The 23,873-nt window shown below is 63.0% G+C and carries 21 protein-coding genes; 14 read left to right on the top strand and 7 right to left on the bottom strand.

Translation table 11 applies throughout. The annotated features are described in order from the left end of the window. The first annotated feature begins 50 nt into the window (after nucleotides 1-50). On the top strand, nucleotides 51-2,159 hold the full coding sequence (gene recG / locus ABID19_RS19320; protein WP_354492513.1) for an ATP-dependent DNA helicase RecG: 2,109 nt from the start codon (nucleotides 51-53) through the stop codon (nucleotides 2,157-2,159). Here recG and ABID19_RS19325 read toward each other — a convergent pair. From ABID19_RS19325 to ABID19_RS19340, 4 genes are all read right to left on the bottom strand, one after another. Next, nucleotides 2,111-2,869: a DUF502 domain-containing protein gene (locus ABID19_RS19325; protein ID WP_354492514.1), complete on the bottom strand. Its 759-nt coding sequence runs from the start codon at nucleotides 2,867-2,869 to the stop codon at nucleotides 2,111-2,113. The two genes, recG and ABID19_RS19325, sit on opposite strands and share 49 nt — an antisense overlap. Nucleotides 2,870-2,947: 78 nt before the next feature. Then, the gene (gene glmS / locus ABID19_RS19330; RefSeq protein WP_354492515.1) at nucleotides 2,948-4,771 is read right to left on the bottom strand and encodes a glutamine--fructose-6-phosphate transaminase (isomerizing); all 1,824 of its coding nucleotides are present in this window, start codon (nucleotides 4,769-4,771) and stop codon (nucleotides 2,948-2,950) included. Nucleotides 4,772-5,003: 232 nt separating this feature from the next. Continuing rightward, nucleotides 5,004-6,365: a bifunctional UDP-N-acetylglucosamine diphosphorylase/glucosamine-1-phosphate N-acetyltransferase GlmU gene (glmU, locus tag ABID19_RS19335; protein WP_354492516.1), complete on the bottom strand. Its 1,362-nt coding sequence runs from the start codon at nucleotides 6,363-6,365 to the stop codon at nucleotides 5,004-5,006. A 136-nt stretch (nucleotides 6,366-6,501) separates the two neighbouring features. Beyond that, nucleotides 6,502-7,248 (bottom strand): cytochrome c biogenesis CcdA family protein, encoded by a 747-nt coding sequence (locus ABID19_RS19340; protein ID WP_354492517.1) that lies wholly within the window; start codon nucleotides 7,246-7,248, stop codon nucleotides 6,502-6,504. A gap of 175 nt (nucleotides 7,249-7,423) precedes the next feature. On the opposite strand from ABID19_RS19340, the gene ABID19_RS19345 reads away from it, so the two are divergent. The 8 genes from ABID19_RS19345 to rpmG all read left to right on the top strand — a co-directional run bounded on the left by ABID19_RS19345 (nucleotide 7,424) and on the right by rpmG (nucleotide 16,529). Further along, on the top strand, nucleotides 7,424-7,801 hold the full coding sequence (locus ABID19_RS19345) for a COG4315 family predicted lipoprotein (protein WP_354492518.1): 378 nt from the start codon (nucleotides 7,424-7,426) through the stop codon (nucleotides 7,799-7,801). A gap of 451 nt (nucleotides 7,802-8,252) precedes the next feature. Next, on the top strand, nucleotides 8,253-10,880 hold the full coding sequence (gene topA, locus ABID19_RS19350; protein WP_354492519.1) for a type I DNA topoisomerase: 2,628 nt from the start codon (nucleotides 8,253-8,255) through the stop codon (nucleotides 10,878-10,880). A 6-nt stretch (nucleotides 10,881-10,886) separates the two neighbouring features. Next, a complete protein-coding gene (gene rnr, locus ABID19_RS19355) occupies nucleotides 10,887-13,193 on the top strand; it encodes a ribonuclease R (protein WP_354492520.1) in 2,307 nt (768 codons plus the stop codon). Then, nucleotides 13,193-13,645: a DUF983 domain-containing protein gene (locus ABID19_RS19360; RefSeq protein ID WP_354492521.1), complete on the top strand. Its 453-nt coding sequence runs from the start codon at nucleotides 13,193-13,195 to the stop codon at nucleotides 13,643-13,645. Before rnr ends, ABID19_RS19360 begins: the two co-directional genes overlap by 1 nt. Nucleotides 13,646-13,717: 72 nt before the next feature. After that, nucleotides 13,718-14,452, top strand: a complete 735-nt coding sequence (locus tag ABID19_RS19365) for an NUDIX hydrolase (RefSeq protein ID WP_354492522.1) — start codon at nucleotides 13,718-13,720, stop codon at nucleotides 14,450-14,452. Nucleotides 14,453-14,474: 22 nt separating this feature from the next. Beyond that, nucleotides 14,475-15,650 (top strand): MFS transporter, encoded by a 1,176-nt coding sequence (locus ABID19_RS19370; protein ID WP_354492523.1) that lies wholly within the window; start codon nucleotides 14,475-14,477, stop codon nucleotides 15,648-15,650. A gap of 103 nt (nucleotides 15,651-15,753) precedes the next feature. Further along, nucleotides 15,754-16,212, top strand: a complete 459-nt coding sequence (locus tag ABID19_RS19375; RefSeq protein WP_352930664.1) for a YqfO family protein — start codon at nucleotides 15,754-15,756, stop codon at nucleotides 16,210-16,212. Between the two features lie 149 nt (nucleotides 16,213-16,361). After that, the gene (gene rpmG, locus ABID19_RS19380) at nucleotides 16,362-16,529 is read left to right on the top strand and encodes a 50S ribosomal protein L33 (protein WP_006201775.1); all 168 of its coding nucleotides are present in this window, start codon (nucleotides 16,362-16,364) and stop codon (nucleotides 16,527-16,529) included. A 387-nt stretch (nucleotides 16,530-16,916) separates the two neighbouring features. Here the strand turns inward: rpmG and ABID19_RS19385 are convergent, their stop codons facing one another. Together ABID19_RS19385 and ABID19_RS19390 are read right to left on the bottom strand one after the other, a co-directional pair. Beyond that, nucleotides 16,917-18,290: a PleD family two-component system response regulator gene (locus ABID19_RS19385; protein ID WP_354492524.1), complete on the bottom strand. Its 1,374-nt coding sequence runs from the start codon at nucleotides 18,288-18,290 to the stop codon at nucleotides 16,917-16,919. Nucleotides 18,291-18,323: 33 nt separating this feature from the next. Continuing rightward, the gene (locus ABID19_RS19390) at nucleotides 18,324-18,680 is read right to left on the bottom strand and encodes a response regulator (RefSeq protein WP_281035461.1); all 357 of its coding nucleotides are present in this window, start codon (nucleotides 18,678-18,680) and stop codon (nucleotides 18,324-18,326) included. A gap of 251 nt (nucleotides 18,681-18,931) precedes the next feature. Here ABID19_RS19390 and ABID19_RS19395 point away from each other — a divergent pair, with 251 nt between their 5' ends. Continuing rightward, nucleotides 18,932-19,231, top strand: coding sequence for a DUF3572 domain-containing protein (locus tag ABID19_RS19395; protein ID WP_354492525.1), 300 nt, complete (start codon nucleotides 18,932-18,934; stop codon nucleotides 19,229-19,231). Further along, nucleotides 19,228-19,881, top strand: a complete 654-nt coding sequence (locus tag ABID19_RS19400) for a hypothetical protein (RefSeq protein ID WP_354492526.1) — start codon at nucleotides 19,228-19,230, stop codon at nucleotides 19,879-19,881. Before ABID19_RS19395 ends, ABID19_RS19400 begins: the two co-directional genes overlap by 4 nt. Before the next feature lie 55 nt (nucleotides 19,882-19,936). Here ABID19_RS19400 and ABID19_RS19405 read toward each other — a convergent pair whose 3' ends face one another. Continuing rightward, the gene (locus tag ABID19_RS19405) at nucleotides 19,937-21,364 is read right to left on the bottom strand and encodes a S8 family serine peptidase (protein ID WP_354492527.1); all 1,428 of its coding nucleotides are present in this window, start codon (nucleotides 21,362-21,364) and stop codon (nucleotides 19,937-19,939) included. 119 nt (nucleotides 21,365-21,483) lie between these two features. Here ABID19_RS19405 and ABID19_RS19410 point away from each other — a divergent pair, with 119 nt between their 5' ends. The 3 genes from ABID19_RS19410 to ABID19_RS19420 all read left to right on the top strand — a co-directional run bounded on the left by ABID19_RS19410 (nucleotide 21,484) and on the right by ABID19_RS19420 (nucleotide 23,872). Beyond that, complete coding sequence (locus ABID19_RS19410) at nucleotides 21,484-22,026, top strand: RNA polymerase sigma factor (RefSeq protein ID WP_354492528.1); 543 nt, start codon at nucleotides 21,484-21,486, stop codon at nucleotides 22,024-22,026. Beyond that, nucleotides 22,023-22,805 (top strand): anti-sigma factor family protein, encoded by a 783-nt coding sequence (locus ABID19_RS19415; RefSeq protein ID WP_354492529.1) that lies wholly within the window; start codon nucleotides 22,023-22,025, stop codon nucleotides 22,803-22,805. Before ABID19_RS19410 ends, ABID19_RS19415 begins: the two co-directional genes overlap by 4 nt. A 779-nt stretch (nucleotides 22,806-23,584) precedes the next feature. After that, the gene (locus ABID19_RS19420; RefSeq protein ID WP_354492575.1) at nucleotides 23,585-23,872 is read left to right on the top strand and encodes a GIY-YIG nuclease family protein; all 288 of its coding nucleotides are present in this window, start codon (nucleotides 23,585-23,587) and stop codon (nucleotides 23,870-23,872) included. Nucleotide 23,873 lies beyond the last annotated feature (1 nt).

Consider the following 23,873-nt stretch of genomic DNA (forward strand, 5'->3'; position numbering starts at 1 on the left):
GAGGGCGGTGTCAGCCTTGCGCTGCGGCCGTCGCGACATAAGCTGACATCATGCGCCCTTCCCTCCTCGATCCGCTGTTTGTCCCGATCATCTCGCTTGCCGGCGTTGGGCCGAAGGTCGGCGCACTGATCGAAAAGGTGGTGCCGGCCGATCTTGGCGACCGGGCAGCGCGCGCCGGCGATCTTCTGTTCGTGCTGCCCCACACGGTGATCGACCGCCGCAACCGGCCGGGTATCGCCGGTTCGGCCGAAGGCGCGATCGTCACTCTCGATGTGCGCATCGACCGCCACCAGCCGCCACCGCGCGGCAACAGATCGGTGCCGTACCGGGTCTACGCCCATGACGACACCGGCGAGATCGCGCTAACCTTCTTCCATGCGCACGCCGCCTACCTCGAAAAGGCGATGCCCGAAGGCGAGCATGTCGTGGTCTCCGGACGCATGGAATGGTTCAACGGCCGCCCGACCATGGTTCATCCCGACCATATCGCGCTGGCCAGCGAAGCGGAAAACCTGCCGCTGGTCGAGCCGGTCTATCCGCTCACGGCCGGGCTCTCTGGAAAAGTGCTGCGCCGGGCGATCGGCCAGGCGCTCGCTCGCCTGCCAGTGCTGCCGGAATGGCAAGACGACGCCTTTATGCGCCGCCAGAGCTTTCCAGCCTTCAGCGACGCGCTCGCCCGCATCCACAATCCCGGCGATCCGATCGACGTGTCGGTCGACGGCGCAGCCTGGCGGCGTCTCGCCTATGACGAGTTTCTGGCAGGCCAGGTGTCGCTGGCGCTGGTGCGCGCAAAAGTCCGCCGCTTGTCCGGCAGACCGCTCATCGGCGACGGCCGCATCGTCGAAAAGCTGCGCAAAGCCCTGCCCTATTCACTGACTGCCAGCCAGGAATTCGCCCTGGCCGAGATCAATGCCGATCTCGGTGATCCAGAACGCATGCTGCGCCTGCTGCAGGGAGATGTCGGCTCCGGCAAGACGGTGGTCGCGCTGCTCGCCATGGCGCGCGCCGCCGAAGCCGGCGGCCAGGCGGCGTTGATGGCGCCGACCGAAATCCTGGCGCGCCAGCATCTTGCGACGATTGCGCCTTTGGCGGAACAAGCCGGCCTGCGCATCGCTATCCTCACCGGTCGCGAAAAGGGCCGCGAGCGCACCGACACGCTGGCCGGTCTGGCCAGTGGCGAGATCGACATCGTCGTCGGCACCCACGCGCTGTTCCAGGAAACGGTGACGTTTCACGACCTCGTCTTCGCCGTCATCGACGAACAGCACCGTTTTGGCGTCCATCAGCGGCTTGCCATCACCGCCAAGGGCGACGCGCCCGACATGCTGGTGATGACGGCGACGCCGATCCCACGCACGCTGGTGCTGACCGCCTTCGGCGATATGGATGTTTCGAAGCTCACCGAAAAGCCGGCCGGTCGCCAGCCGATCCGCACCGTCACCCTGCCGCTCGAACGGCTCGACGAACTGGTCGGTCGCATGCGCGACGCCGTCGCCGACGGCCAGAAGATCTACTGGATCTGTCCGCTGGTCGAGGAATCCGAAGAGATCAAGCTGATGTCGGCGGAAGATCGTTTTGCCTCGCTGAAGCCTTTGTTCGGCGACCAGATCGGCCTGGTGCACGGGCGCATGAAGGGCGCCGACAAGGACGAGGCGATGCGCGCCTTCAAGGCCGGCGAGACACGCATCCTGATCGCCACCACGGTCATCGAGGTTGGCGTCGATGTGCCGGATGCCACGATCATGGTCATCGAGCATGCTGAGCGCTTCGGCCTCGCCCAGCTGCACCAGTTGCGCGGCCGGGTCGGGCGCGGCGAAAAGCCGTCCTCCTGCGTGCTGCTCTACAAGGATCCGCTCGGCGAGACGGCAACGCGCCGGCTGTCGGTGATGCGCGAGACCGAGGACGGCTTCCGCATTGCCGAGGAGGATCTGAAGCTGCGTGGCGAAGGCGAGCTGCTGGGCACCCGCCAGTCCGGCACGCCGGGCTTCCAGGTGGCGCGCATCGAGGCGCATGCCGACCTGCTCGAAGCCGCCCGCGACGACGCACGGCTGATCCTGTCGCGCGATCCCGAGCTGCAATCCGAACGCGGCGCAGCCCTTCGCATGCTGCTTTATTTGTTCGGCCGCGACGAAGCGGTGCGGCTCTTGCGCGCCGGCTGAGGCCCGGCACCCACCGGCGGATTGGCGATCTGAACGCCGATCTGCTTGCCGTTCAACGTCACCATTTTCGTCTTGACCTCCGGTGCGACCAGCCCGGCCGAGACGATCAGCTTGGCACCGTCTTCGATGGTCATATCGAGCAGCACGACATCGGATTTCGGCACATACATCAGGAAACCGGTGGTCGGGTTGGGCGTGCACGGCATGAACACCGCTATCAGCGGGTTGCCTTCCTGATCGAGCTTCTGGTTGATCTCAGTTTCCTTCTCGCTGGCGACGAAGACCAGCGACCAGACGCCCTTGCGCGGGTATTCGACCAGTCCGACCTGGCGGAACATGTCGCCCTTGTTCGACAGCACGGTTTCGAAGATCTGCTTCAGCGAGCCGTAGATGCCGCGCACCAGCGGCATGCGGCCGAGCAGCCGCTCGCCGAAGTTGACGATCGCACGGCCGACAATATTGGCGGTCAGGAAACCGATCAGGGTGATCAGGATCAAAGCGACGATCAGTCCGAATCCCGGAACCGGCGCCGGCAGATAGCTATCGGGGTTGTAGCGCGCCGGAATATACGGTTTCACCCAGGAATCGACCCAGCCGATGAACGACCAGGCGATGTAGGCGGTGATCGCCAGCGGCGCGCAGACGACAAAGCCGGTCAGGAAATAATTCCGCAGCCGGGTCATGCCTGAAGTTCTGGGAGCATCCGACATGGTTCACCGCAGCGCTGATTGCGGCGCACATTAGTGAACCGCATTCGGCTTTGGAACTGCGAATTTTTTAAACCACGCTTACTCCACAGTCACCGATTTCGCCAGGTTGCGCGGCTGGTCGACGTCGGTGCCCATGAACACCGCGGTGAAATAGGCAAGCATCTGGATCGGCAGCGCGTAGATGATCGGTGAGATAATTTCCGGCACATCCGGCAGCACGATCGTTTCCATCGTCTTCACCGTGGCGTGGGCGGCGCCCTTGCTGTCGGTGATCAGGATAATCTTGCCGCCGCGCGCCGCCACTTCCTGCATGTTCGATACGGTTTTTTCGAAGATGCGGTCATGCGGGGCGATAACGATGACAGGCATGTTCTCGTCGATCAGCGCGATCGGCCCGTGCTTGAGTTCGCCGGCGGCATAGCCCTCGGCGTGGATGTAGGAGATTTCCTTGAGCTTCAGCGCGCCTTCCATGGCCAGCGGGAAATTGGTATCGCGGCCGAGATAGAGCACGTTCTTGTAGTGGGCGAGGTCGCGCGCGACCTTTTCGATCTGCTCGTCGAGCTTCAGGACCTGATTGGCATAACGCGGCGCTTCAGACAGCGCGCGCACCAGGGCCTTCTCCTGTTCATGCGAAATCGTTCCGCGCGCCACGCCCGCCCGCACGGCGAGCGAAGCCAGCACCGAAAGCTGACAGGTGAAGGCCTTGGTCGAGGCGACGCCGATCTCCGGCCCGGCCAGCGTCGGCAGGATGACGTCGGATTCGCGCGCCATCGTCGATTCGCGGACATTGACGACCGCGCCGATTTTCATGCCCGCTTTGCGGCAATAGCGCAGGGACGCCAGCGTGTCGGCGGTCTCGCCCGATTGCGAGATGAAGAACGCGGCGTCGGTCTTCGACAGCGGCATTTCACGATAACGGAATTCTGAGGCGACATCGATGTCGACCGGCAGCCGTGCGTAGCGTTCGAACCAGTATTTGCTGATCAGGCCGGCCAGATAAGCGGTGCCGCAGGCCGAAATCGCCAGCCGGTCGATTTTGGCGAAATCGAACGGCAGGTCGAGCGGCTTCGAGACACCGCTGACAAAATCCACATAATGCGCCAGCGTGTGCGAGATCACTTCGGGCTGTTCATGGATTTCCTTCTCCATGAAATGGCGTCGGTTGCCCTTGTCGACCATGAAACTGGTGCTGAGCGACTGCTGGCGCTTGCGGTCGACCTTGTTGCCGTCCATGTCGAAGATGGCGACCTCGTTGCGGCGCACAACCGCCCAGTCGCCGTCCTCCAGGTAGGTGATCGAATTGGTGAACGGGGCAAGCGCGATGGCGTCGGAGCCCAGAAACATCTCGCCCTCGCCATGACCGACGGCCAGCGGCGGGCCGTTGCGCGCGCCGACGATCAAGTCCTCGTCTCCCTTAAACATGATGGCCAGCGCAAAGGCGCCTTCAAGCCGCTTCAGCGCCTGGTGCGCGGCCTCGACCGGCTTCAGGCCCCTAGCCAGTTCGCGCGCCACCAGATGAGCGACGACCTCGGTGTCGGTCTGCGATGAAAACTTGTAGCCGTCGCGCATCAGCTCGTCGCGTAATTCGGCGAAATTCTCGATGATGCCGTTGTGGACGATGGCGACGCCGTCGGAAAAATGCGGATGCGCGTTGGTTTCGTTCGGCACGCCATGCGTTGCCCAGCGCGTGTGGCCGATGCCGATCATGCCGTCGAGCGGTTCGTCCTTCAGCCGGCGCTCGAGATTGACCAGCTTGCCCTCGGCGCGGCGGCGCCCAAGCTTGCCATGCTCGATGGTGGCGACACCGGCGGAATCGTAGCCGCGATATTCGAGCCTTTTCAGCGCATCGACGATGAGTGGCGCGACCGGCGAGTGACCGACAATTCCCACAATACCGCACATAGACGTTTGCCCCCGATTCCGGCATATCGAGCGCCATTTAGAGACGCTCGGGCTGCCGCGAAAATCACATTGCGTTTCGTCCCGTATCAGCCGGAACTGCTCTTGCACACATGCACCATGCCAGAGCGCCCTTGCAATCCGGTTACCGCAATCGCTCAGTTTTTCCGTACGCGCATCCTACCGCGCTCAGCGGTTCCCGAAATCCGTCAAAGACATGATGCAGTCGTCGCGGCTAGGCTTTTTTCCGGGCCGCCGCGGCCGAAGCAAAACGCTCGCGCAATTCCTTGCCCTTGCCGGCCAGCGTCCTCTGGCGGGCGCGGCCGAAGGCCAGCGCATCGTCGGGCACGCTTTCGGTGATCACGCTGCCCGAAGCGATGTAGCCGCCCTTGCCGATTGTAACAGGCGCCACCAGCGAGGAGTTCGAGCCGATGAAAGCGCCCTCGCCGATGTCGGTGAAGAACTTCGAATAGCCGTCATAATTGCAGGTGATGGTTCCAGCGCCGATATTGGCGCCGGCGCCGACGCGGGCATCGCCGATATAGGTCAGGTGGTTGACCTTGGCGCCTTCTTCGATCGTTGCTCCTTTGACCTCGCAGAAATTGCCGACCTTGGCCTTCTGCTTGAGATCGGCACCCGGCCGCAGTCGCGCATACGGGCCGACATCGCAGTTCGAGGCGATGGTGGCGCCTTCGATATGGCTGAAAGCATGGATCTTGGCGCCCGTGGCGATCTTCACGCCTGGTCCGAACCAGACATTGGGTTCGACGATCGTATCCGCGCCAATCTCAGTGTCGTGCGAAAAGAACACGGTTTCGGGCGCGATCAGCGTCACGCCGGAGAGCATGGCCTCACGCCGCCGGCGCGTCTGCCAGATGCCTTCAGCTTCGGCGAGTTCGGCGCGGTTATTGATGCCGAGCACGTTCTCGAAGCCGGCTTCTGCGGCGACGACATCGAGGCCCTGCCCGCCGGCGATCTCAACGATATCGGTGAGGTAATATTCGCCCTTGGCGTTGTTGCTGCCGACTTGATCAAGCATCTGCAGCGCATGCTTGCCCGCCACCGCCATCAGCCCGCCATTGCAGAAGGTGATTTTCTTCTCCTCGTCGGTGCAGTCCTTCTCCTCGCGGATGGCGATGAGCTTGCCGCCTTTTTCGATCAGTCGGCCATAGCCGGAAGGATTTGACGTGCGGAAGCCGACCACAACGACGGCAGCGCCTTCGGCCAGCTTCAGGCGCGCAGCAGTCAGCACCTCCGGATCGATCAGCGGTGTATCGCCGAACATCACCAGGATATCGTCGTAACCCTTTGATATCGCGTCGCGAGCAGCCAGAACGGCATGTGCGGTGCCGAGGCGCTTGTCCTGGACGAACGTCTCCGCCTTCGGCGCAAATTTTTGCGTGGCCTTGCGCATCTCTTCCGCGCCATGGCCGATCACCAGCGCCTGGTCGCCCGCTCCGGCGGCCTCGGCAGCTCTCACGACATGGGCGACCATCGGCAGGCCGGCGATTGTGTGCAGCACTTTCGGCACGGCGCTCTTCATGCGCGTGCCTTCGCCGGCGGCGAGGATGACGGACAGGCAGGTTCTCTGGCTCATGGAATGGCAACCATATGAAAAGGATTGGGAATCAACGCATGTCTAGCATTGGCGTCATGCTGCACCAATGCGGTTAAATTCCGGTGAGACGGTAGAGCAGTTGACTCTTAATCAGCGGGTCCACGGCTCAAGAGTCCTACCCCAACTGTCCTAGCACCGGGAAATTTTCCAGCAGCCAGTAGGACGCTGCCTGCACGCCGCCGGTCAGGAAAAACACGCCGGCGACGACCAGCAGCGCGCCCATGGCCTTCTCGACGCGACCGAGATGGACGCGGAATTTGGAGAGGAAGCGCATGAAAGCGCCGGAAAACAGCGCCGCGATCAGGAACGGAATGCCGAGGCCGAGCGAATAGGCGGCAAGCAGAGCCGCGCCCTCGCCCACCGTCTCTCGGCCGCCGGCCAGCGTCAGGATTGGTCCCAGCACCGGCCCGATGCAGGGCGTCCAGCCGAAGGCGAAGGCAAGTCCCATGACATATGCGGCGATAACGCTGGCCGGCTTGCCCTGCGACTGGAAGCGCGCCTCACGCGACAGCAGCGGGATGCGCAATATGCCGAGGAAGTTCAGCCCCATCAGGATGATCAGCACGCCGGCCGCCATCGCCAGCGGCTCCTGCCAGACGCGCAGCAGGCGTCCGATGGTCGAGGCTCCGGCGCCCAACGCCACGAAGACGGTGGAGAAGCCGAGAACGAAGGCGATCGAGGCATAAAGCAGCGCTCTGCGCGCGTCGGCCTTGGCCGTTACGCCGGCATTGCCACGGAAATCATCGACCGACACGCCGGCCATATAGCAGAGATAGGGCGGCACCAGCGGCAGCACGCAAGGCGACAGGAACGAGATCGCCCCCGCCCCGACCGCGCTGACATAGCCGATATCCAATGCCATTTCCCGAAACTCCAACCGTAGCGGCGCCGATATAGCGGCGCACGGGCTTGTCCGCCAATCACCATTGCGTGGCAAGTTGCCGCCCTGCATCGAGGAAGAAACGACACGCCAAGCGCGTTGATGCAACGAGGCCGCGACTTTCCGCGCGCTTCTCGATCATATCAGGGAGAACCTCATGAAATCGATCACTGTCGGGCTGACGCTGCTTTTGCTTGGCACCGCCGCCTCTTATGCCGCGGAAGCGTGGAAGGAAGCCGATGTCGGCGGCACCAAGATCTACACCGATGCCAACGGCATGACCCTTTATACCTACGACAAGGACGAGACGGGCAAGTCGAACTGCTACGACAAATGCGCCACCAACTGGCCGCCGCTGAAAGCCGAGGCCGATGCCAAGGCCGAGGGCGAATGGACGATCGTCGACCGCACCGACGGCACCAAGATGTGGGCCTATGAGGGCAAGCCGCTCTACACGTTCATCAAGGACAAGAAGGCCGGCGATGTGACCGGCGATGGCGTCGGCGGCGTCTGGCACATAGCCAAGGCCGACTAAGCACCAACCTGCATCCCCTGCCTTAAAGGCGGGAAATCGCTGGCTGCCGCGTATCCCTGCAGGCCTTCCGGCGGCCAGCTCCTGGTACTGTCCGCTGGGCATATGAGCCCTACTCGCCACGCCTGTCCCGCCCGCCGATCGAGCATCATGCCGGACGTCCCTTCAGCTGGGGCTGGCGCATGATCGATGTTTCTCTTATATCCGCGGAGGAATTTGTCCCGTTTCTTCCGGATTCACTGCCGGCTTGTCCCACGATAGGGCAGCCGCTCCCCTTATCTGGAATGCGGATATCACATAACTCGCTCTTGGGTTGTGCACTCAATGCAGGACTGCATTTTGGGCGCTTCCCCTTGACCGGATGCAAAAGCCCGGCCATGTGAGCGACAATTGTACGAGATTTCGTCGCGCGCAGCGGAATTCTTCTGCCGCACCACAGCTGATATGAGACCTCATGGACGTCGTCGTCGTCGAATCGCCGGCCAAAGCGAAGACAATCAACAAGTACCTCGGCAAGAACTACAAGGTTCTGGCCTCGTTCGGGCATGTCCGCGATCTGCCGGCCAAGGATGGCTCGGTGCGTCCGGACGAGGATTTTGCCATGTCCTGGGCTGTCGACACTGCCTCGGGCAAACGTCTTGCCGACATCGCCAAGGCGGTCAAGGATGCCGACGGGCTGATCCTCGCCACCGACCCGGATCGCGAGGGTGAAGCCATTTCCTGGCATGTTCTGGAAGTGTTGAAGCAGAAGCGCGCGCTGAAGGACAAGCCAGTCAGCCGCGTCGTCTTCAACGCCATCACTAAGTCGTCGGTGCTGGAAGCAATGGCCAATCCGCGCCAGATCGACGCGCCGCTGGTCGATGCCTATCTCGCCCGCCGTGCGCTCGACTATCTGGTCGGCTTCACGCTGTCGCCTGTTCTATGGCGCAAGCTGCCCGGCGCTCGCTCCGCCGGCCGCGTGCAGTCGGTGGCATTGCGTCTCGTCTGCGACCGCGAATCGGAAATCGAGCGCTTCATACGCGAGGAATACTGGCAGATATCAGCTCTTCTCGGCACGCCGCGCAACGAAAATTTCGAAGCGCGGCTGACCGCCTTCGACCGCAAGAAACTGCAAAAGCTCGACATCGCCAACAAGGCGCAGGCCGACGACATCAAGGCGATGCTCGAAGGCGCGACCTTCAAGGCGGTGTCGGTCGAAGCCAAGCCGACCAAGCGCAATCCGGGCCCGCCCTTCACCACCTCGACGCTGCAGCAGGCGGCCTCCTCGCGTCTCGGCTTTTCGGCCACCCGCACAATGCAGGTGGCGCAGCGGCTCTATGAAGGCATGGACATCGGCGGCGAGACCACCGGCCTGATCACCTATATGCGAACCGACGGCGTGCAAATGGCGCCCGAGGCGATCACTGCCGCCCGCGATGCGATCGCCAAGGAGTTCGGCCCAAAATATCTGCCCGAGAAGCCGCGCCAATACACGACCAAGGCCAAGAACGCCCAGGAGGCGCACGAGGCAATCCGCCCGACCGATTTCATGCGCACGCCCGCTTCGGTCAGGCAATATCTCGATGCCGACCAGGCACGGCTCTACGAAATCGTGTGGAAACGCGCCATCGCCAGCCAGATGCAGCCGGCCGAGATCGAGCGCACTACGGCCGAGATCGAGGCGGTCAACGGCCCCCGCACCGCGGAGCTGCGCGCCATCGGTTCAGTCATTCGCTTCGACGGCTTCATTGCCGCCTACACCGACCAGAAGGACGAGGATTCGGAAGACGAGGAAGACCGCCGTCTGCCTGAGATCCGCGCCGGCGAACAGCTCGCCCGCGAGGCGATCAACGCCACCCAGCATACCACCGAGCCGCCACCGCGCTATTCGGAAGCCTCGCTGATCAAGAAGCTGGAAGAGCTCGGCATCGGCCGTCCCTCGACCTACACGGCGATCCTGAAGACGCTCGAGGACCGCGACTACGTCAGCATGGACAAGCGCAAGCTGTTGCCGCAGGCCAAGGGCCGGCTGCTGTCGGCTTTTCTCGAAAGCTTTTTCGAGCGCTATGTCGAGTATGATTTCACCGCCTCACTCGAGGAAAAACTCGACGAGATTTCCGACGGCAAGCTCGCCTGGAAGGACGTGCTGCGCGATTTCTGGAAGGATTTTTCAGGCGCCGTCGCCGACATCAAGGAATTGCGTGTCACCGACGTGCTCGACGCGCTCAACGAAGAACTGGCGCCGCTGGTGTTTCCCGCGCGGGAAGACGGTTCGAACCCTCGCATCTGTCCGAAATGCGGCACCGGCAACCTGTCGCTGAAGCTCGGCAAGTTTGGCGCCTTCGTCGGCTGCTCGAACTATCCCGAATGCTCGTTCACCCGTCAGCTTGGCGACGCCGCCAATCCCAATGGCGAAAACGGCAATGGCGAGGACGGCACCAAGGTGTTGGGCAAGGATCCCTACACGGCGGAGGAAATCACCCTGCGCAGCGGTCGTTTCGGCCCCTATATCCAGCGCGGCGACGGCAAGGAAGCCAAGCGCTCCAGCCTGCCCAAGGGCTGGACGGTCGATTCGATCGACCACGAAAAGGCCCTCGCCCTGCTGTCGCTGCCGCGCGACGTCGGCAAGCATCCGGAATCCGGCAAGATGATCTCGGCCGGACTGGGGCGCTACGGTCCGTTCGTGCTGCACGACGGCACCTACGCCAATCTCGAAAGCATCGAGGACGTGTTCTCGATCGGTCTCAACCGCGCCGTTTCGGTCATCGCCGAGAAACAGTTGAAGGGTCCGGGCGGCCGCAATGGCGGCACGCCCGCCGCCTTGAAGGAACTTGGCGAGCATCCGGCGGGCGGCGGCAAGATCGTCGTGCGTGACGGCAAATACGGGCCCTATGTTAATTTCGGCAAGGTCAATGCGACGCTGCCGAAGGGCAAGGACCCGCAGTCGGTGACGATCGAGGACGCGGTGGCGCTGATTGCCGAGAAGGAAGCCAAGGGTGGCAATGGCGGCAGAAAGCCCTTCCGCAAGGCGGCCGCACCTGCCAAAAAGCCTGCGGCAGCCAAAAAACCGACGGCCAAGAAAGCGGCCAACAAAAAGGGATAGGACATCGTGGCGCGCAGGATCACCGGACGAAGCCGCGGCGACCCGCGCACCGCCGATACCCGCGCCAAGGTGAAAGACGACTACCGGCCGTCCCGTGACGAAATCCTGCGTTACATCGCCGAAAATCCGGATCGCTCCGGCAAACGCGACATCGCCAAGGCGTTCGCGCTGCGCGGCGAGGACCGTATCTGGCTGAAGGATATTTTGCGCGACCTGCAGGACGAGGGCCTGCTGACCAAGGAGCGCAAGCGGCTGGCCCGTGTCGGCGCCCTGCCCCATGTCGCCGTGCTCGACATTTTTGGCCGCGACGCCGACGGCGTGCTGCTGGCGCACCCGACCGAAGCCGTGGGCCCTGGCGAGCCTCCTGTCGTAGCGATCCGGGTGTCGCGTGGCGGCGGCGGCCCGACACCGGGCATTGGCGACCGCGTGCTGGCCAAAACCTTTCCAACCGATGACGTGACGGGCCCAGCCTATACCGGGCGGGTGATGAAGATCTTCGAGAAGCGCACCGATGCCGTTCTCGGCGTCTTTCGCGTGCTGCAGGACGGTACCTTCCGCATCGAGCCTGTCGAAAGACGCCAGCCGGAGCTGGTCGTCGACAAGGAATTCCAGAACGGCGCCAAGAACGGCGATCTGGTCGAGGTTGAGCCTGCGCGGGCCTCCCGCTACGGCCTGCCCAGAGCCAAGGTGCTGGCGGTTCTAGGCTCATTGACCAGCGAAAAGGCGGTCTCGATGATCGCCATCCACGCCCATGACATTCCGCATATCTTTCCGGCAGACGTCATCGCCGAGGCCGATGCGGTCAAACCGGCGGCGCTGGCCGGCCGCGAGGACTGGCGCGACCTGCCGCTGGTCACCATCGATCCGGCCGACGCCAAGGACCATGACGATGCGGTGTTCGCACTATCAGATCCGGACGAGAAGAACCCCGGCGGTGTGGTCGTGACCGTGGCGATTGCCGATGTCGCAGCCTATGTGCGTTATGGAACTGCGCTCGATCGGGAGGCGCTGAAGCGCGGCAATTCGGTCTATTTCCCGGATCGCGTCGTGCCGATGCTGCCGGAGCGCATCTCCAATGACCTTTGTTCGCTGCGCGAAGGCCAGGACCGCCCGGCGCTGGCGGTCCGTATGACCTTTTCGGCCGATGGCCGCAAGCTCAGGCATTCGTTCCACCGCGTCATGATGAAATCGGCGGCGAAACTCGCCTATCCACAGGCGCAAGCCGCGATCGACGGCGCGCCGGACGACAAGACCGGCCCGGTCCTCGACACGGTGCTGAAGCCGCTGTGGGATGCCTACGCCGTCGTGAAGCGCGGCCGTGACACGCGCCAGCCGCTGGAACTCGACCTGCCGGAGCGGAAAATCCTGCTCAAGGAAGACGGCACCGTCGATCGGGTGATCGCGCCGGAGCGGCTCGACGCGCACAAGCTGATCGAAGAGTTCATGATCCAGGCCAATGTCGCGGCTGCCGAGACGCTGGAGGCGAAACGGCAGGCGCTGGTCTATCGCATTCATGACGCGCCTTCGCTCGCCAAGCAGGAATCGCTGCGCGAATTCCTGCAGACGCTGGGCCTGTCGCTGGCGCGCGGCGCGCAGATGCGGCCGAACCAGTTCAACGGCATCCTGGATCGCGTCCGCGGTGCCGACCATGAGGGGCTGGTCAACGAGGTGGTGCTGCGCTCGCAGATGCAGGCCGAGTACTCGCCCAGCAACATCGGCCATTTCGGTCTCAATCTGAAGCGCTACGCGCATTTCACCTCGCCGATCCGCAGATATGCCGACTTGATCGTGCATCGCGGGCTGATTGCCGCGCTCGGCTTCGGTGCGGGCGGACTGACGCAGGACGAGGCGGAGCGGCTGGAAGAAGTTTCCGCGCTGATCTCGGCCACCGAGCGCCGTGCCATGGCCGCCGAGCGCGACACGGTCGACCGGCTGATCGCCGCCTATCTGGCCGAGCGCGTCGACGAGCGTTTCGACGCGCGCATTTCGGGCGTCACCAAATCGGGACTATTTGTCCAATTGCCGCAGTATGGCGCAGATGGTTTCATCCCGGTGTCAAGTCTGGACGGCGATTACTATATATACGATGAAACTGCCCGATCGCTTTTCGGAGAACGCACCGGCAAGGGCTATCAGCTTGCCGACCGCGTCGAGGTTCGCCTGATCGAGGTAGCGCCTATGGCCGGCGCGATGCGTTTCGAGATGCTGACCGACCCAAAGCCGCTGCCCGGCTCTATCAGGTCGTTTCATAAGGCCAAAGGCCGCGCCCGGGCGTCGCAATCGCGTCCAGGCACGCGCGGCAGGAGACGGTAATGCCAAGCGAACTGAAAATGAACCAACAGGTTTTCGGCGGCGAACATCACTCAGGCCGGGTCGCGCGTCCGCTGTGGACTGCGATGAAGCGCGGCGCGCTTGGCCGCTGCCCGCATTGCGGTGAAGGAAAGCTGTTTCGCGCTTTCGTCAAGACCGTCGACAAATGCGATCGCTGCGGCGAGGAGCTTCATCACCACCGCGCCGACGACCTGCCCGCCTATCTGGTGGTGGTCATCGTCGGCCACATCGTACTGGGCGCGTTTATGGGCGTCGAAGCGACCTCCACCTTATCCACCTGGCAGCACATCGCCATCTGGGTGCCGTTGACCATCCTCATGGCAGTCGTCTTGCTGCAGCCGGTCAAGGGCGCCGTCATAGGCCTGCAATGGGCGTTCTATATGCATGGCTTCGGCGGGGAAGAAGATCTGATCGAGTCGCATCCCGAGGCTTGAAACCGAGGCTGGCGCAATCGGCATGGCTGGACGCCACTTTCGCATCGGAGAAGATTCCGCTAGGTCGTGCGCATGGACGGTATGACCAAGGCGGAAGTCGACAAGGTCGAGCGGATCGCGCTCGACGCCAAGCCCATACGCCCGCGCGACGCCGCGACGCTGATCCTGCTTGACCGCAAAGGCGACGAGTTCCAGGTGTTGATGGGCCGGCGCCACGCCCGTCATGCCTTCATGCCGGGGAAATTCGTCTTTCCTGGCGGCCGCACCGATCCTGCCGACAGCCGAATCCCCGTCGCCACCGCGTTGCACCCCGAGGAACAAACGAGGCTGACCGCCGGCGTTGGCTGCGTCAGTCCGGCCCGCGCCCGCGCCATCGCCCTGTCGGCGATCCGCGAGACCTATGAGGAGGCAGGCCTGTTGATCGGCCGGAAAGGCGCCTTCGCGACGAGCAGGCGCGATTGGCAAGGGTTTGCCGAACACAGCGTAAAACCTTCTCTGGAAGCGCTGCGCTTCATCGCGCGTGCCATCACGCCGCCGAACCGCGTGCGGCGCTTCGACACGCGCTTCTTCAGCGCCTGGCGCGAAGACGTTGCCGTGGAACTGCCGGACGGCGGCCCGACCAACGAGCTGGAGGAACTGGTCTGGCTGCCGCTCGCCAAGGCCAGGCAGGCCGATATTCCCGACATCACTAGGACGATCCTCGAAGAGCTGGAGAAGCGGCTCGTCGACGATCCGCTGCTGCGCCCCGGCGGTTCCGTGCCGTTCTACCGGCTTGTCCGCAATCGCTTCGTCCGCGAAATTCTGTAAAAGCATAGAGCATTCACATCCCATGACGGTCGATACCCAGCAAGAGGTCGAGGAACGCGTACACTGGCTGCCGATGATCGCCGCGATCTCGTCGATCAGCGTCGTCGGCATTGCCATCGGCCTCGGCATGCCGCTGCTCAGCGTCATCCTCGAAACGCGCGGCCATTCCGCGTCGATGATCGGCTTCAACACCGCTGTCGCCGGGTTCGCCTCGATCGCTGGCGCACCGCTCGCCACCCCGCTTGCCATGCGATTCGGCGTCGCCTGGACGATGCTGGCCATGATCGCCACGGGAGTGCTGGCCTTTGTCGGCTTCCATTTCGCGCCGGACTTCTGGATGTGGTTCCCGCTGCGCATCCTGCTGCACATCGCGCTGACGGTGCTGTTCATCCTGTCGGAATTCTGGATCAGCACCTCGGCGCCGCCGCACCGGCGCGGCCTGGTCCTCGGTATCTACGCCACCGTGCTGTCGCTCGGCTTTGCCGCCGGGCCGTGGCTGTTCTCCCGTCTCGGCAGCACCGGCTTCCTGCCCTTCGGCGTCATCATGGCGCTGGTGACGCTGGCTGCCATTCCGGTTCTGGCGGCACGCAACGAGAGCCCGACGATCGTCTCCAATGGCGAGACCAGCAACTTCCTGCGCTACATCTGGTTGGTGCCGACGGCGACCGCCGCGGTGCTGGTGTTCGGCGCGGTCGAGACCGGCGGCTTTGCGCTGTTCCCCATCTATGGCAGCCGCATCGGTTACTCCGAGGCCGACGCCGCCCTCCTGCTCACCATGATCGGTCTCGGCAACGTGCTGTTGCAGATCCCGCTCGGCATGATCAGCGACCGTGTCAGCGACCGACGTTATCTGCTTCTGGCTTGCGCAACCATCGGGCTTGCCGGCACCATCTTCATGCCCCACTTCGCGCAGAATTGGCACCTGATGGCGGCGCTTCTGTTCGTCTGGGGCGGCGTGGTCGCTGCGATGTACACGATCGGCTTGGCCCATCTCGGCTCGCAGCTTTCCGGCCACGAACTGGCCTCCGCCAACGCCGCCTTCGTGCTTTGCTACGGCGTCGGCATGGTGCTTGGCCCACAGGCGATCGGCATCGGCATGGACATTTTCGGCCCCTCCGGCTTCGGCTGGGCGCTCGGCATGTTCTTCGCCTTCTATATCGCGCTGGTCGGCACCAGGCTCGTCCGAAAAATCCTTTAGAAAGGGCCGATCGATGCCTCGTGGCGAGAGGCTGCTGACATAACCGTGTCAGCAGCACCCGGGTAGATTGTCAGCAACACGCCACCACGCTGAGGATGCCATCATGATCGACTCCGGATTTGAAACGATATCGGTACGGATGGAATTGCTGCTGCTTGTGACCTTTCAAGCGCCAGCCTCCGATGTCGACCGCATCATGGAAGCGGTGGTCGCTATCGCGCCGCTCACCATGGGCAAATACGACAGCAATGCCTACCAGTCGGCGCATGGCATCGAGCGCTATCGGCCGCTCGAAGGCGCGGCCGCCGGCGCCGAGACGGAATTGCGTCGACGGCATGGCACGGTGGAAGTGTCGTTCGAACTGCCCGACGACCAGGCACTAGCTGCCCGTATTGTCGAAGCGATTTTCCAGGCCCACAGCTATCAGGAGCCGGTGATCCGCATTCAGCCGATCCTTGCCAGCCGCTCCAAGGGGTTGGACGACCGCTCCAACCCGAACCGCTGGTGGAACACCACGGGAGACTGGAAGAAGGTCGCTCCGCCGGTCAGGGAAGACGCATAGAAACGGACCGTTCCGTTTCCGGCATTTGCGCCGCCGCGGGCCTTGACTTTCCGGGTGCGTTCTTTATGTGTCGCGCCAAGTTTCCCGCGTCCGGGTGTTTGCCCGTGCTCCAGCGGCCAAAACCCCACGAACATTAACGGACTGATATTATGGCCAAAGCCGCAAACATCAAGATCAAGCTTCTGTCGACCGCCGACACCGGTTTCTTCTACGTGACCAGCAAGAACAGCCGCACCAAGACGGACAAGCTGTCGTTCCGCAAATACGATCCGGTCGCCAAGAAGCATGTCGAGTTCAAGGAAACCAAGATCAAGTAATCTGGTTTCTTGCTCTCAAACCAAAACGCCGCCCCTGTGGGCGGCGTTTTTGTTCAAGGCTTCGAAAAGTCCGATATTTCCAAGGTTTAGCGCAGAGTCTCGATGTCTTTTCGGAAAGAGGGGGCCGGTCGGCGTTTGGCAGCGGTACGAGGAGGCCACTATGTGCCAGCGCCGGCCGGCCGACCCCACGGACCCAGGAGATGCGGCGGACCTGAATCATGGGGTATTCTTCGGATCGACCCGGCGATCTACCCTCGCGCCGGTTCCGTCATTGGTCTGCACATTTGCGCAACGGCCTGTGAAAATCAACAATTTCTTAACCAAGCCCGCGAATCGCTTGCGTTAAGGTAAATTCGTAACCCTGTCGCACCGACTGGATAATCGGCGCTAAGCCGCCTTGGCGACGACGCGATTGCGGCCGGCGCTCTTGGCTTCATAGAGCGCGAGGTCGGCGCGTTTCATCAGCCCGGCAACTGAGTCCAAGCCCTTCAGCACCGAAGAGACGCCGACGCTGACGGTAACCTCGATCGTCTTGCCGTCGTGACCGACAGCAAACGGCATCTGGGCGATTTCGGCGCGAATGCGCTCCGCCACCTTTTCGGCGACTGCGCCGTCCGTGTCCGGCATCACCACCACGAACTCCTCGCCACCGAAGCGGCAGGCGAGATCGATGCCGCGCACATTCTTGCGCAGCCGTCGCGCGAATTCGCGCAGCACCTCGTCGCCGCCGTCGTGACCATGCGCGTCGTTGATGGTCTTGAAGCGGTCGAGATCGGTGATCATCACCGACAGCGGCCGCCGCCGCGCCACGGCGCGGTCGAACAACGTCTGCAGATGGCTGTCCAGGTAACGGCGATTGTGCAATCCCGTCAGGGCATCGGTCACCGCCATCTCGATGGTCTGGGTAACGCTGGCGCGCAGCTGGTCGTTGTAGCGCTTGCGGCGCACCTGCGTGCGCAGCCGAGCCGTCAGCTCCTGCTGGTCGATCGGCCGCATCAGATAGTCGTTGATGCCGAGTTCGAGGCCGCGGATGATACGCCCCTCCTCACCTTCCTGCGCCAGAAGGATGATCGGCAGGAAACGAGTACGATCGAGCGAACGCAGTTGCGAACAGAGCCTGAGCGGATCGAAGTCCGCAAAGGCCGTCGAGATCATCACGCATTCATAGGGCGTCTCGGCGGCCTGGAAGAAACCGGCATGCGGATCGGTAGCAATGTCGAGGTCGGCGCTGCCGCGCAGCATTTTCTGGATGCGCTCGATGGAGGGCTTGCGCTCGTCGATCAGCAGAACCTTCGGCGTGGTGTCTGCCGATGCGAAGTTGCGGCTCAACAGCTCCTCGATACCGATATTGCGCGTGGTCGAGGCGCGCAGGCGCAGTTCGTCCGTCAACGTCTTCAGCCTGACGAGGCTTTTAACGCGCGTCATCAATTGCAGATCATTGACCGGCTTGGTCAGAAAATCGTCGGCACCGGCCTCGAGGCCGCGCACCCGGTCCGAAACCTGGTCGAGCGCGGTGATCATAACGACGGGTATGTGCGACGTCGCCGGATCACTCTTCAGCCGGCGACAGACCTCGAACCCGTCCATATCGGGCATCATCACGTCGAGCAGTACGACATCGACCTTGCCGTTTTCGCAGGTCTCGATCGCGTCCAGCCCGTTGGTGGCGGTCAGCACCTCGAAATATTCGGCAAGCAGCCGGACCTCGAGCAGCCTCACATTGGCAGGGATATCGTCGACGACGAGGATCCGCGCAGTCATCTCATGAAGCTCCGGCTCGGCTGGAAGGACGCATCAGGCATCGCCCAGGTAAGATTTGATGGTTTCGATGAAACGCGGCACCGAGATCGGCTTGGAAATATAGGCTTCGCAGCCACCCTGGCGGATGCGTTCCTCATCGCCCTTCATTGCGAATGCCGTGACGGCAATGACCGGGATGACATGGAGGTCGTCGTCTTCTTTCAGCCATTTGGTCACTTCCAGCCCCGACACTTCGGGCAGCTGGATGTCCATCAAAATGAGGTCCGGCCTGTGCAGTCGCGCCAGATCCAGCGCTTCCAGGCCGTTGCGCGTGCGTACCGTCTCGTAACCGCTCGCTTCGATGAGGTCCCGGAAGAGCTTCATGTTGAGCTCATTGTCCTCGACGATCATGACCTTCTTAGGCATCGATTTCCCGTCCCGGCCCGCCTTCTGCTCGAAGGTTGCCGTCATGCGCCCTCGCCGGTACGCACCAAAACCCTGCTCGACTCTACGGCAATATAATTGACGAAACGGAAACCGACTGCCGGAAAAGCTTCGGATTTCACCTCGAACACCGCATTGCAGAGGCAGATGGCTTGCCGCAGGCGACGCTTGCGATTACTGCCAAAAAGAGACTCATTCCACCGCACAAGAAGGTAGTGATGGCAAACGCAGCGTCAATGCGCGAGGAAGCGGAAACCATTGCCGTGAAGGCCTTGGGCTTCGTCGCCGCCGATCCGGAACTTCTGCCCCGTTTCCTGGCGATCACCGGCATCGAGGCGCATTCCATCCGCCAGGCAGCCGGCGAGCCGGGATTCCTGGCCGGCGTGCTGCAGTTCATCCTCGCTCATGAGCCGACGCTCATGCGGTTCGCCGAGCAAACCGGCACGCCGCCGGCTTCCGTCGGCAAGGCGTTGCGGGCGCTGCCGCTTGGCGACGACAATCATGAGCATTCCATATGAGCGACGATCCCGAAACTGCGCGTCAAATCGAGGAACTGGCCGCCGACGACCGGCCGCTGCTGGTGCTTGATGTCGACGATGTCGTGCTCGAATTCATCCGGCCGTTTCCGCATTTTCTTCAAGCCCGCGGCTTCGGCTTGACCTTTGCCTCCTTCCGCCTGACCGGCAACATCGCCGAACAGGCGAGCGGCCGGTTGGTCGAGCAGGCGGAGGTGACCGCACTTCTGGACGAGTTCTTCCATGCGCAGGCCGATTGGCAAAGCATAACCGACGGCGCCGCCGAGGCGCTCACGGTACTCGGCGATTGCGCCGAGATCGTCATGCTGACCGCCATGCCACACAAGCATCGTGCGGTTCGCCGCGCCCATCTCGACGCCCTCGGGCTGACTTATCCGCTCTTGACCACCGAAATGGCAAAGGGTCCAGCGGTGGCCAAGCTGCGTGGCAATAAGGGCCGGCCGGTCGCCTTCGTCGACGACCAGCCGAACAATCTGGTATCAGCGCGCAATTCGGTCGCCGATGCCCATCTCTTCCATCTGATGGCCGACAATTCGATGCGCGCCTTCCTGCCGCCGATGCCCGACGACATCGTTGTGGTCGAGGACTGGCGCGAAGCCGCGCCGAAGATCGCGGCGGCGCTCGGATTGTAAGACGCACAAACGGCCAGTGCAGCCCATGCAGTCACAGGCGCTGGATACGATAGCGTCACGTCGCCTTCTTCGGTATGACAGCGCAAGCGGCGCGGGCATTGAGCAGGCCCCAGCCGAAGACGGCGTCCTTGCCCGGCGCGCCGAGATCTTCCGCCGATTTGCCGAGCGCGTCATGAATGTCTGCTGCGGTGGCGGTGCTGTTTGCCGACTTCATCAACGCCGCTGCGGCGGCAACAAACGGCGCCGCGAAAGAGGTGCCGGTCTTCGACCGGGCGCCGCTGACAGAAGCGGCGGTCCACACTCCGACACCGGGGGCGGCCAGGTCGATATGCTCGCCACGGCCGGCACGCCTGTAGGGACGTTTCATGCGATCCACCGCCGTCACCGCGATCACATCCGCGTATGCCGCCGGATAGGACGGTCCGGCCCTTGGACCGCCATTGCCGGCGGCGGCGACGATCACCATGCCGCGTTCTGCAAGTCTCCGGACAAACTGCTCGAGAAGCGCATTCGCAGGGCCTGACAGGCTCATATTCGTCACCTGCACGCCGCGCATGGAAAGAAGATCGAGCGCGCGAAGAAGATCATAGGCGTCCGAGCGGTCGTCCTGGCGATCGCCCCGGTGAAACGCATCGATCGCGATAAGCCTGGCATGCGGCAGGAGGCCTGGGGTGCGGCTGTCGGCGCCACCGACGAGCAGGGCCGCGACGGCGGTGCCGTGCTGGCGGCCGGACTCGGGAAGGCCGTCGTCCGACAGGCGAAGAACTTCGACCCGGCCTTTCGCGAAGGCGGCATGCGCGGGATTGATCGCCGTGTCGATGAGGCCGATCGTGACATTGCCCCCGCAGCCGGCGGGAAGACCGATATGGGCCGGCCAGCCGATCAGGCCGGCGGCGGCGCAGTGGGGCCCGGTGCATTCGGCTTCTTGTCCGGGCCGGTAGTAATGCACGAAATCTGCTGTCGACTGCGGAGCGGCGTCGATGACAAGATCGCGCGCAGCCTCCAGCGGCGTATTGGGTGGTATGCGCAGCCGGACCAGCTCCGACCCCAGAAGCTGGATGTCGGCGCGGTCCAGGACGGTGAAGCCCGTTGCCTGAAGCCGACCGATTTCAGCCGAACTCAGCCCGGTCGCCACGATCTGATCCGGCGCCCGAGACGGCAAAGGGACGACGGGCCGTTGCGCTCGCCTGCCGCCGCCGCGTCTTGGCGGTCGCGGAAGAAACCGATCCGTCAGTGTGCGAAACGGTCGGGTCGACCAGCGAGGAACCGTTCCCGAACGATCAGAGGACGAGCTAGATCGACCGCCGCCGTCATCGTCACCACCATCATCACCACCGCCACCATCGTCATCGGCGAATGCCGATTTTGGTCCAAACTCGCCGAACGCCATCTGGCCGCTCGGCGCCTGGGGATCGACCAGCAACGCGACAGCTACCCAGAAGGGCAGCAGGGCTTTTGATCTCAGCCATGAGGTGTCGCTCATAATCTCCCTTCCCGCCGTTGCCGATTTTCAACATTGCGAGGCTAGCGGACCCATCAGGCAATAAGCTAGCGTTGCGAGGAACGGGCGCGGGGCCGCTTTATTCCAGAACTTGGAGCAACATGCCGGAAAAAACCGACCGCGTCCAAGATCAGCTTGTCGCCTTTCTCCCGAATCTGCGGCGGTTCGCGATTGCGCTCTGCCGGTCCCGCGACTTGGCGGACGACCTTGTCCAGCGAGCTTGCGAGCGGGCACTCGCCAACGAGCAGAGCTTCGAGCGGGGGACGCGATTCGACGCCTGGATGTTCAAGATTCTCCGAAATCTGTGGATCGACGACATCCGCAAGCGCAAGACAGCCGGCCCGCAGGAAGATATCGACGAGCGCCATGACATCGCCGGCGTATCCGGCGAGCGCGAGATGGAAGCGCGGCTGGCGCTGAACAGCGTGGCGCAAGCCATCGGCGAGCTCGCCGACGATCAGCGCGACGTGCTGCTTCTGGTCTGTGTCGAAGAGCTTTCCTACAAGGAAGCCGCGGAAGTTCTTGCCGTGCCGATCGGCACGGTGATGAGCAGGCTGGCCCGAGCGAGGAAGAATTTGGCGGACGCCACTGGAATATCCATGGCTCCCACCCGTTCTGCGGTCACAAAAGGGGCTAGCAAATGACCGAGGAGATTTTTTCGGACGAGATCCTGATGCAGTTCGCCGACGGTGAGCTTGATCCCGACATGGCCGCCAGGATCGAGCGCGCGATGGAGACCGACGACCGTCTGGTTACCAGGGTTGCCATGTTCATCGAAACCAGAGCGCAGGCGCAGGGCGCGCTGAAGCCGCTGCTCGACGAGCCGGTTCCCGAAAAACTTGCCGCGGCCGTCGAGCAGATGATTGAGGCCAGGCGCGCCGGCGAGAGGACGACATCGGTATTGCCCTTCAGCGGCGGGCGGATAGCGGGACCTCCATCCAGGTCTCAATGGATGCTGCCAATTGCCGCCTCTCTCGCGGCCGTCGTCGGCGCGCTCGCAGGGTATTGGGCTGCAGGCACCAACGAACGCGCACAGGGCGGGCTGTGGGTTGCCGGCGTCATCAGGCCTGCCCTCGGCCAAGCCCTTGAAACGGTCGAATCCGGGAAGGAAATCAGGCTCGCCGGGATTAGCGACCGGTTCCGGGCTATCGCCACCTTCCGCAACAATTCGCAGGATTTGTGCCGCGAATTCGAGGTCGACTCTCAGAACCGCTCCACGGTCGTGTCGGTCGCCTGCCGTTCCGGCGACGAATGGCGCGTCAGCTTCGCTGTTGTGGCGCCAGGCGACGCGGGAGGGTACGCCCCGGCTTCGTCGACCGAAGCCCTCGACGCTTATCTCTCGGCGATCGAAGCAGGCGCTCCGATGTCAGCCGAGGAAGAAATTCAAGCGCTGAGCGAGGTCCGTCAGAAGGATCGGAAGTGAAGCTGCGGCGGCCGGCTTGCTCCTGAATGGAATAAAGCCGGCAATCGCCCGTTACTCCGCCGGACCGCAACTGCCGGTCCAGTCTGAAACAAGGAGTAACTACCATGACAAGATACTGGAAACTCAAGTCGACACTGGTCGCAGGAATGGCAGCGCTCGCGAGCACGGCGGCGCAGGCGAAGGAGTATCCTGCGGCGCCCCTGGAAACCGAGCGTCCGCCGGCCGCAATGACCAGCCAAAGCGACGGTTCCTTCATCGTCGCGGGCAACAGTTCGTCAAATTCGAGCTCCAATTCGTCGAGCAACGGTTCATCGAATTCCAGCTCTAATTCGTCGAGCAATTCGAGCTCGAACTCTTCGTCCAACGGTTCGTCGAATTCCAGCTCCAATTCGTCGAGCAACTCGAATTCGAACTCATCGTCGAACAGCTCCTCCAATTCGAACTCGAATGGTTCGGATCGCGGGTGGTCGCGCACCTGGCGGTCGCGCTAGGGCAACGGACCAGAGCGGCGGTACGCTTCGACTTGAAAGTCCGCCGCTCTGGCAATCCACAAAGAAACGGGGGCCCAGTGGCCCCCGTTTCGCATTCTTCTCCGGGAAAAAGTCTGTTGGCGGCCCGCCTCCAGCCGCCGATCCCCACCACACCTTCGTCATCCCAGGGCGGAGCAGGAGCGAAGCGACGTCGCGGAGACCCTGGGATCCATGCCGTTACATCAGCCGAAGAGTGCAGCGGCTCAGAACAGCGCTTGTATCCGCAACGGTGCCAGCTACCCTTCAAACATGACCGGCTATGCCTACATGACCGCGAGCCAGAAGCGTGGCACGATCTACATCGGCGTCACCAATGATCTCGGCCGCCGCTTGCCGGAGCACAAATCCGGCGAAGGTTCGCGCTTCACCAGCCGTTACGGCGTGCAGCGTCTGGTCTGGTACGAGGAGCATTTCGACATTCGAGATGCCATCCAGCGCGAGAAGTCGCTGAAGCGCTGGCCGCGCCAATGGAAGATCGAGCTGGTCGAGAAGACCAATCCGGAGTGGTTCGAGCTCTTTCGAGGCACGGGGTGGTAGC

Source organism: Mesorhizobium robiniae, assembly GCF_040545535.1.
Lineage (GTDB): Bacteria > Pseudomonadota > Alphaproteobacteria > Rhizobiales > Rhizobiaceae > Mesorhizobium > Mesorhizobium robiniae.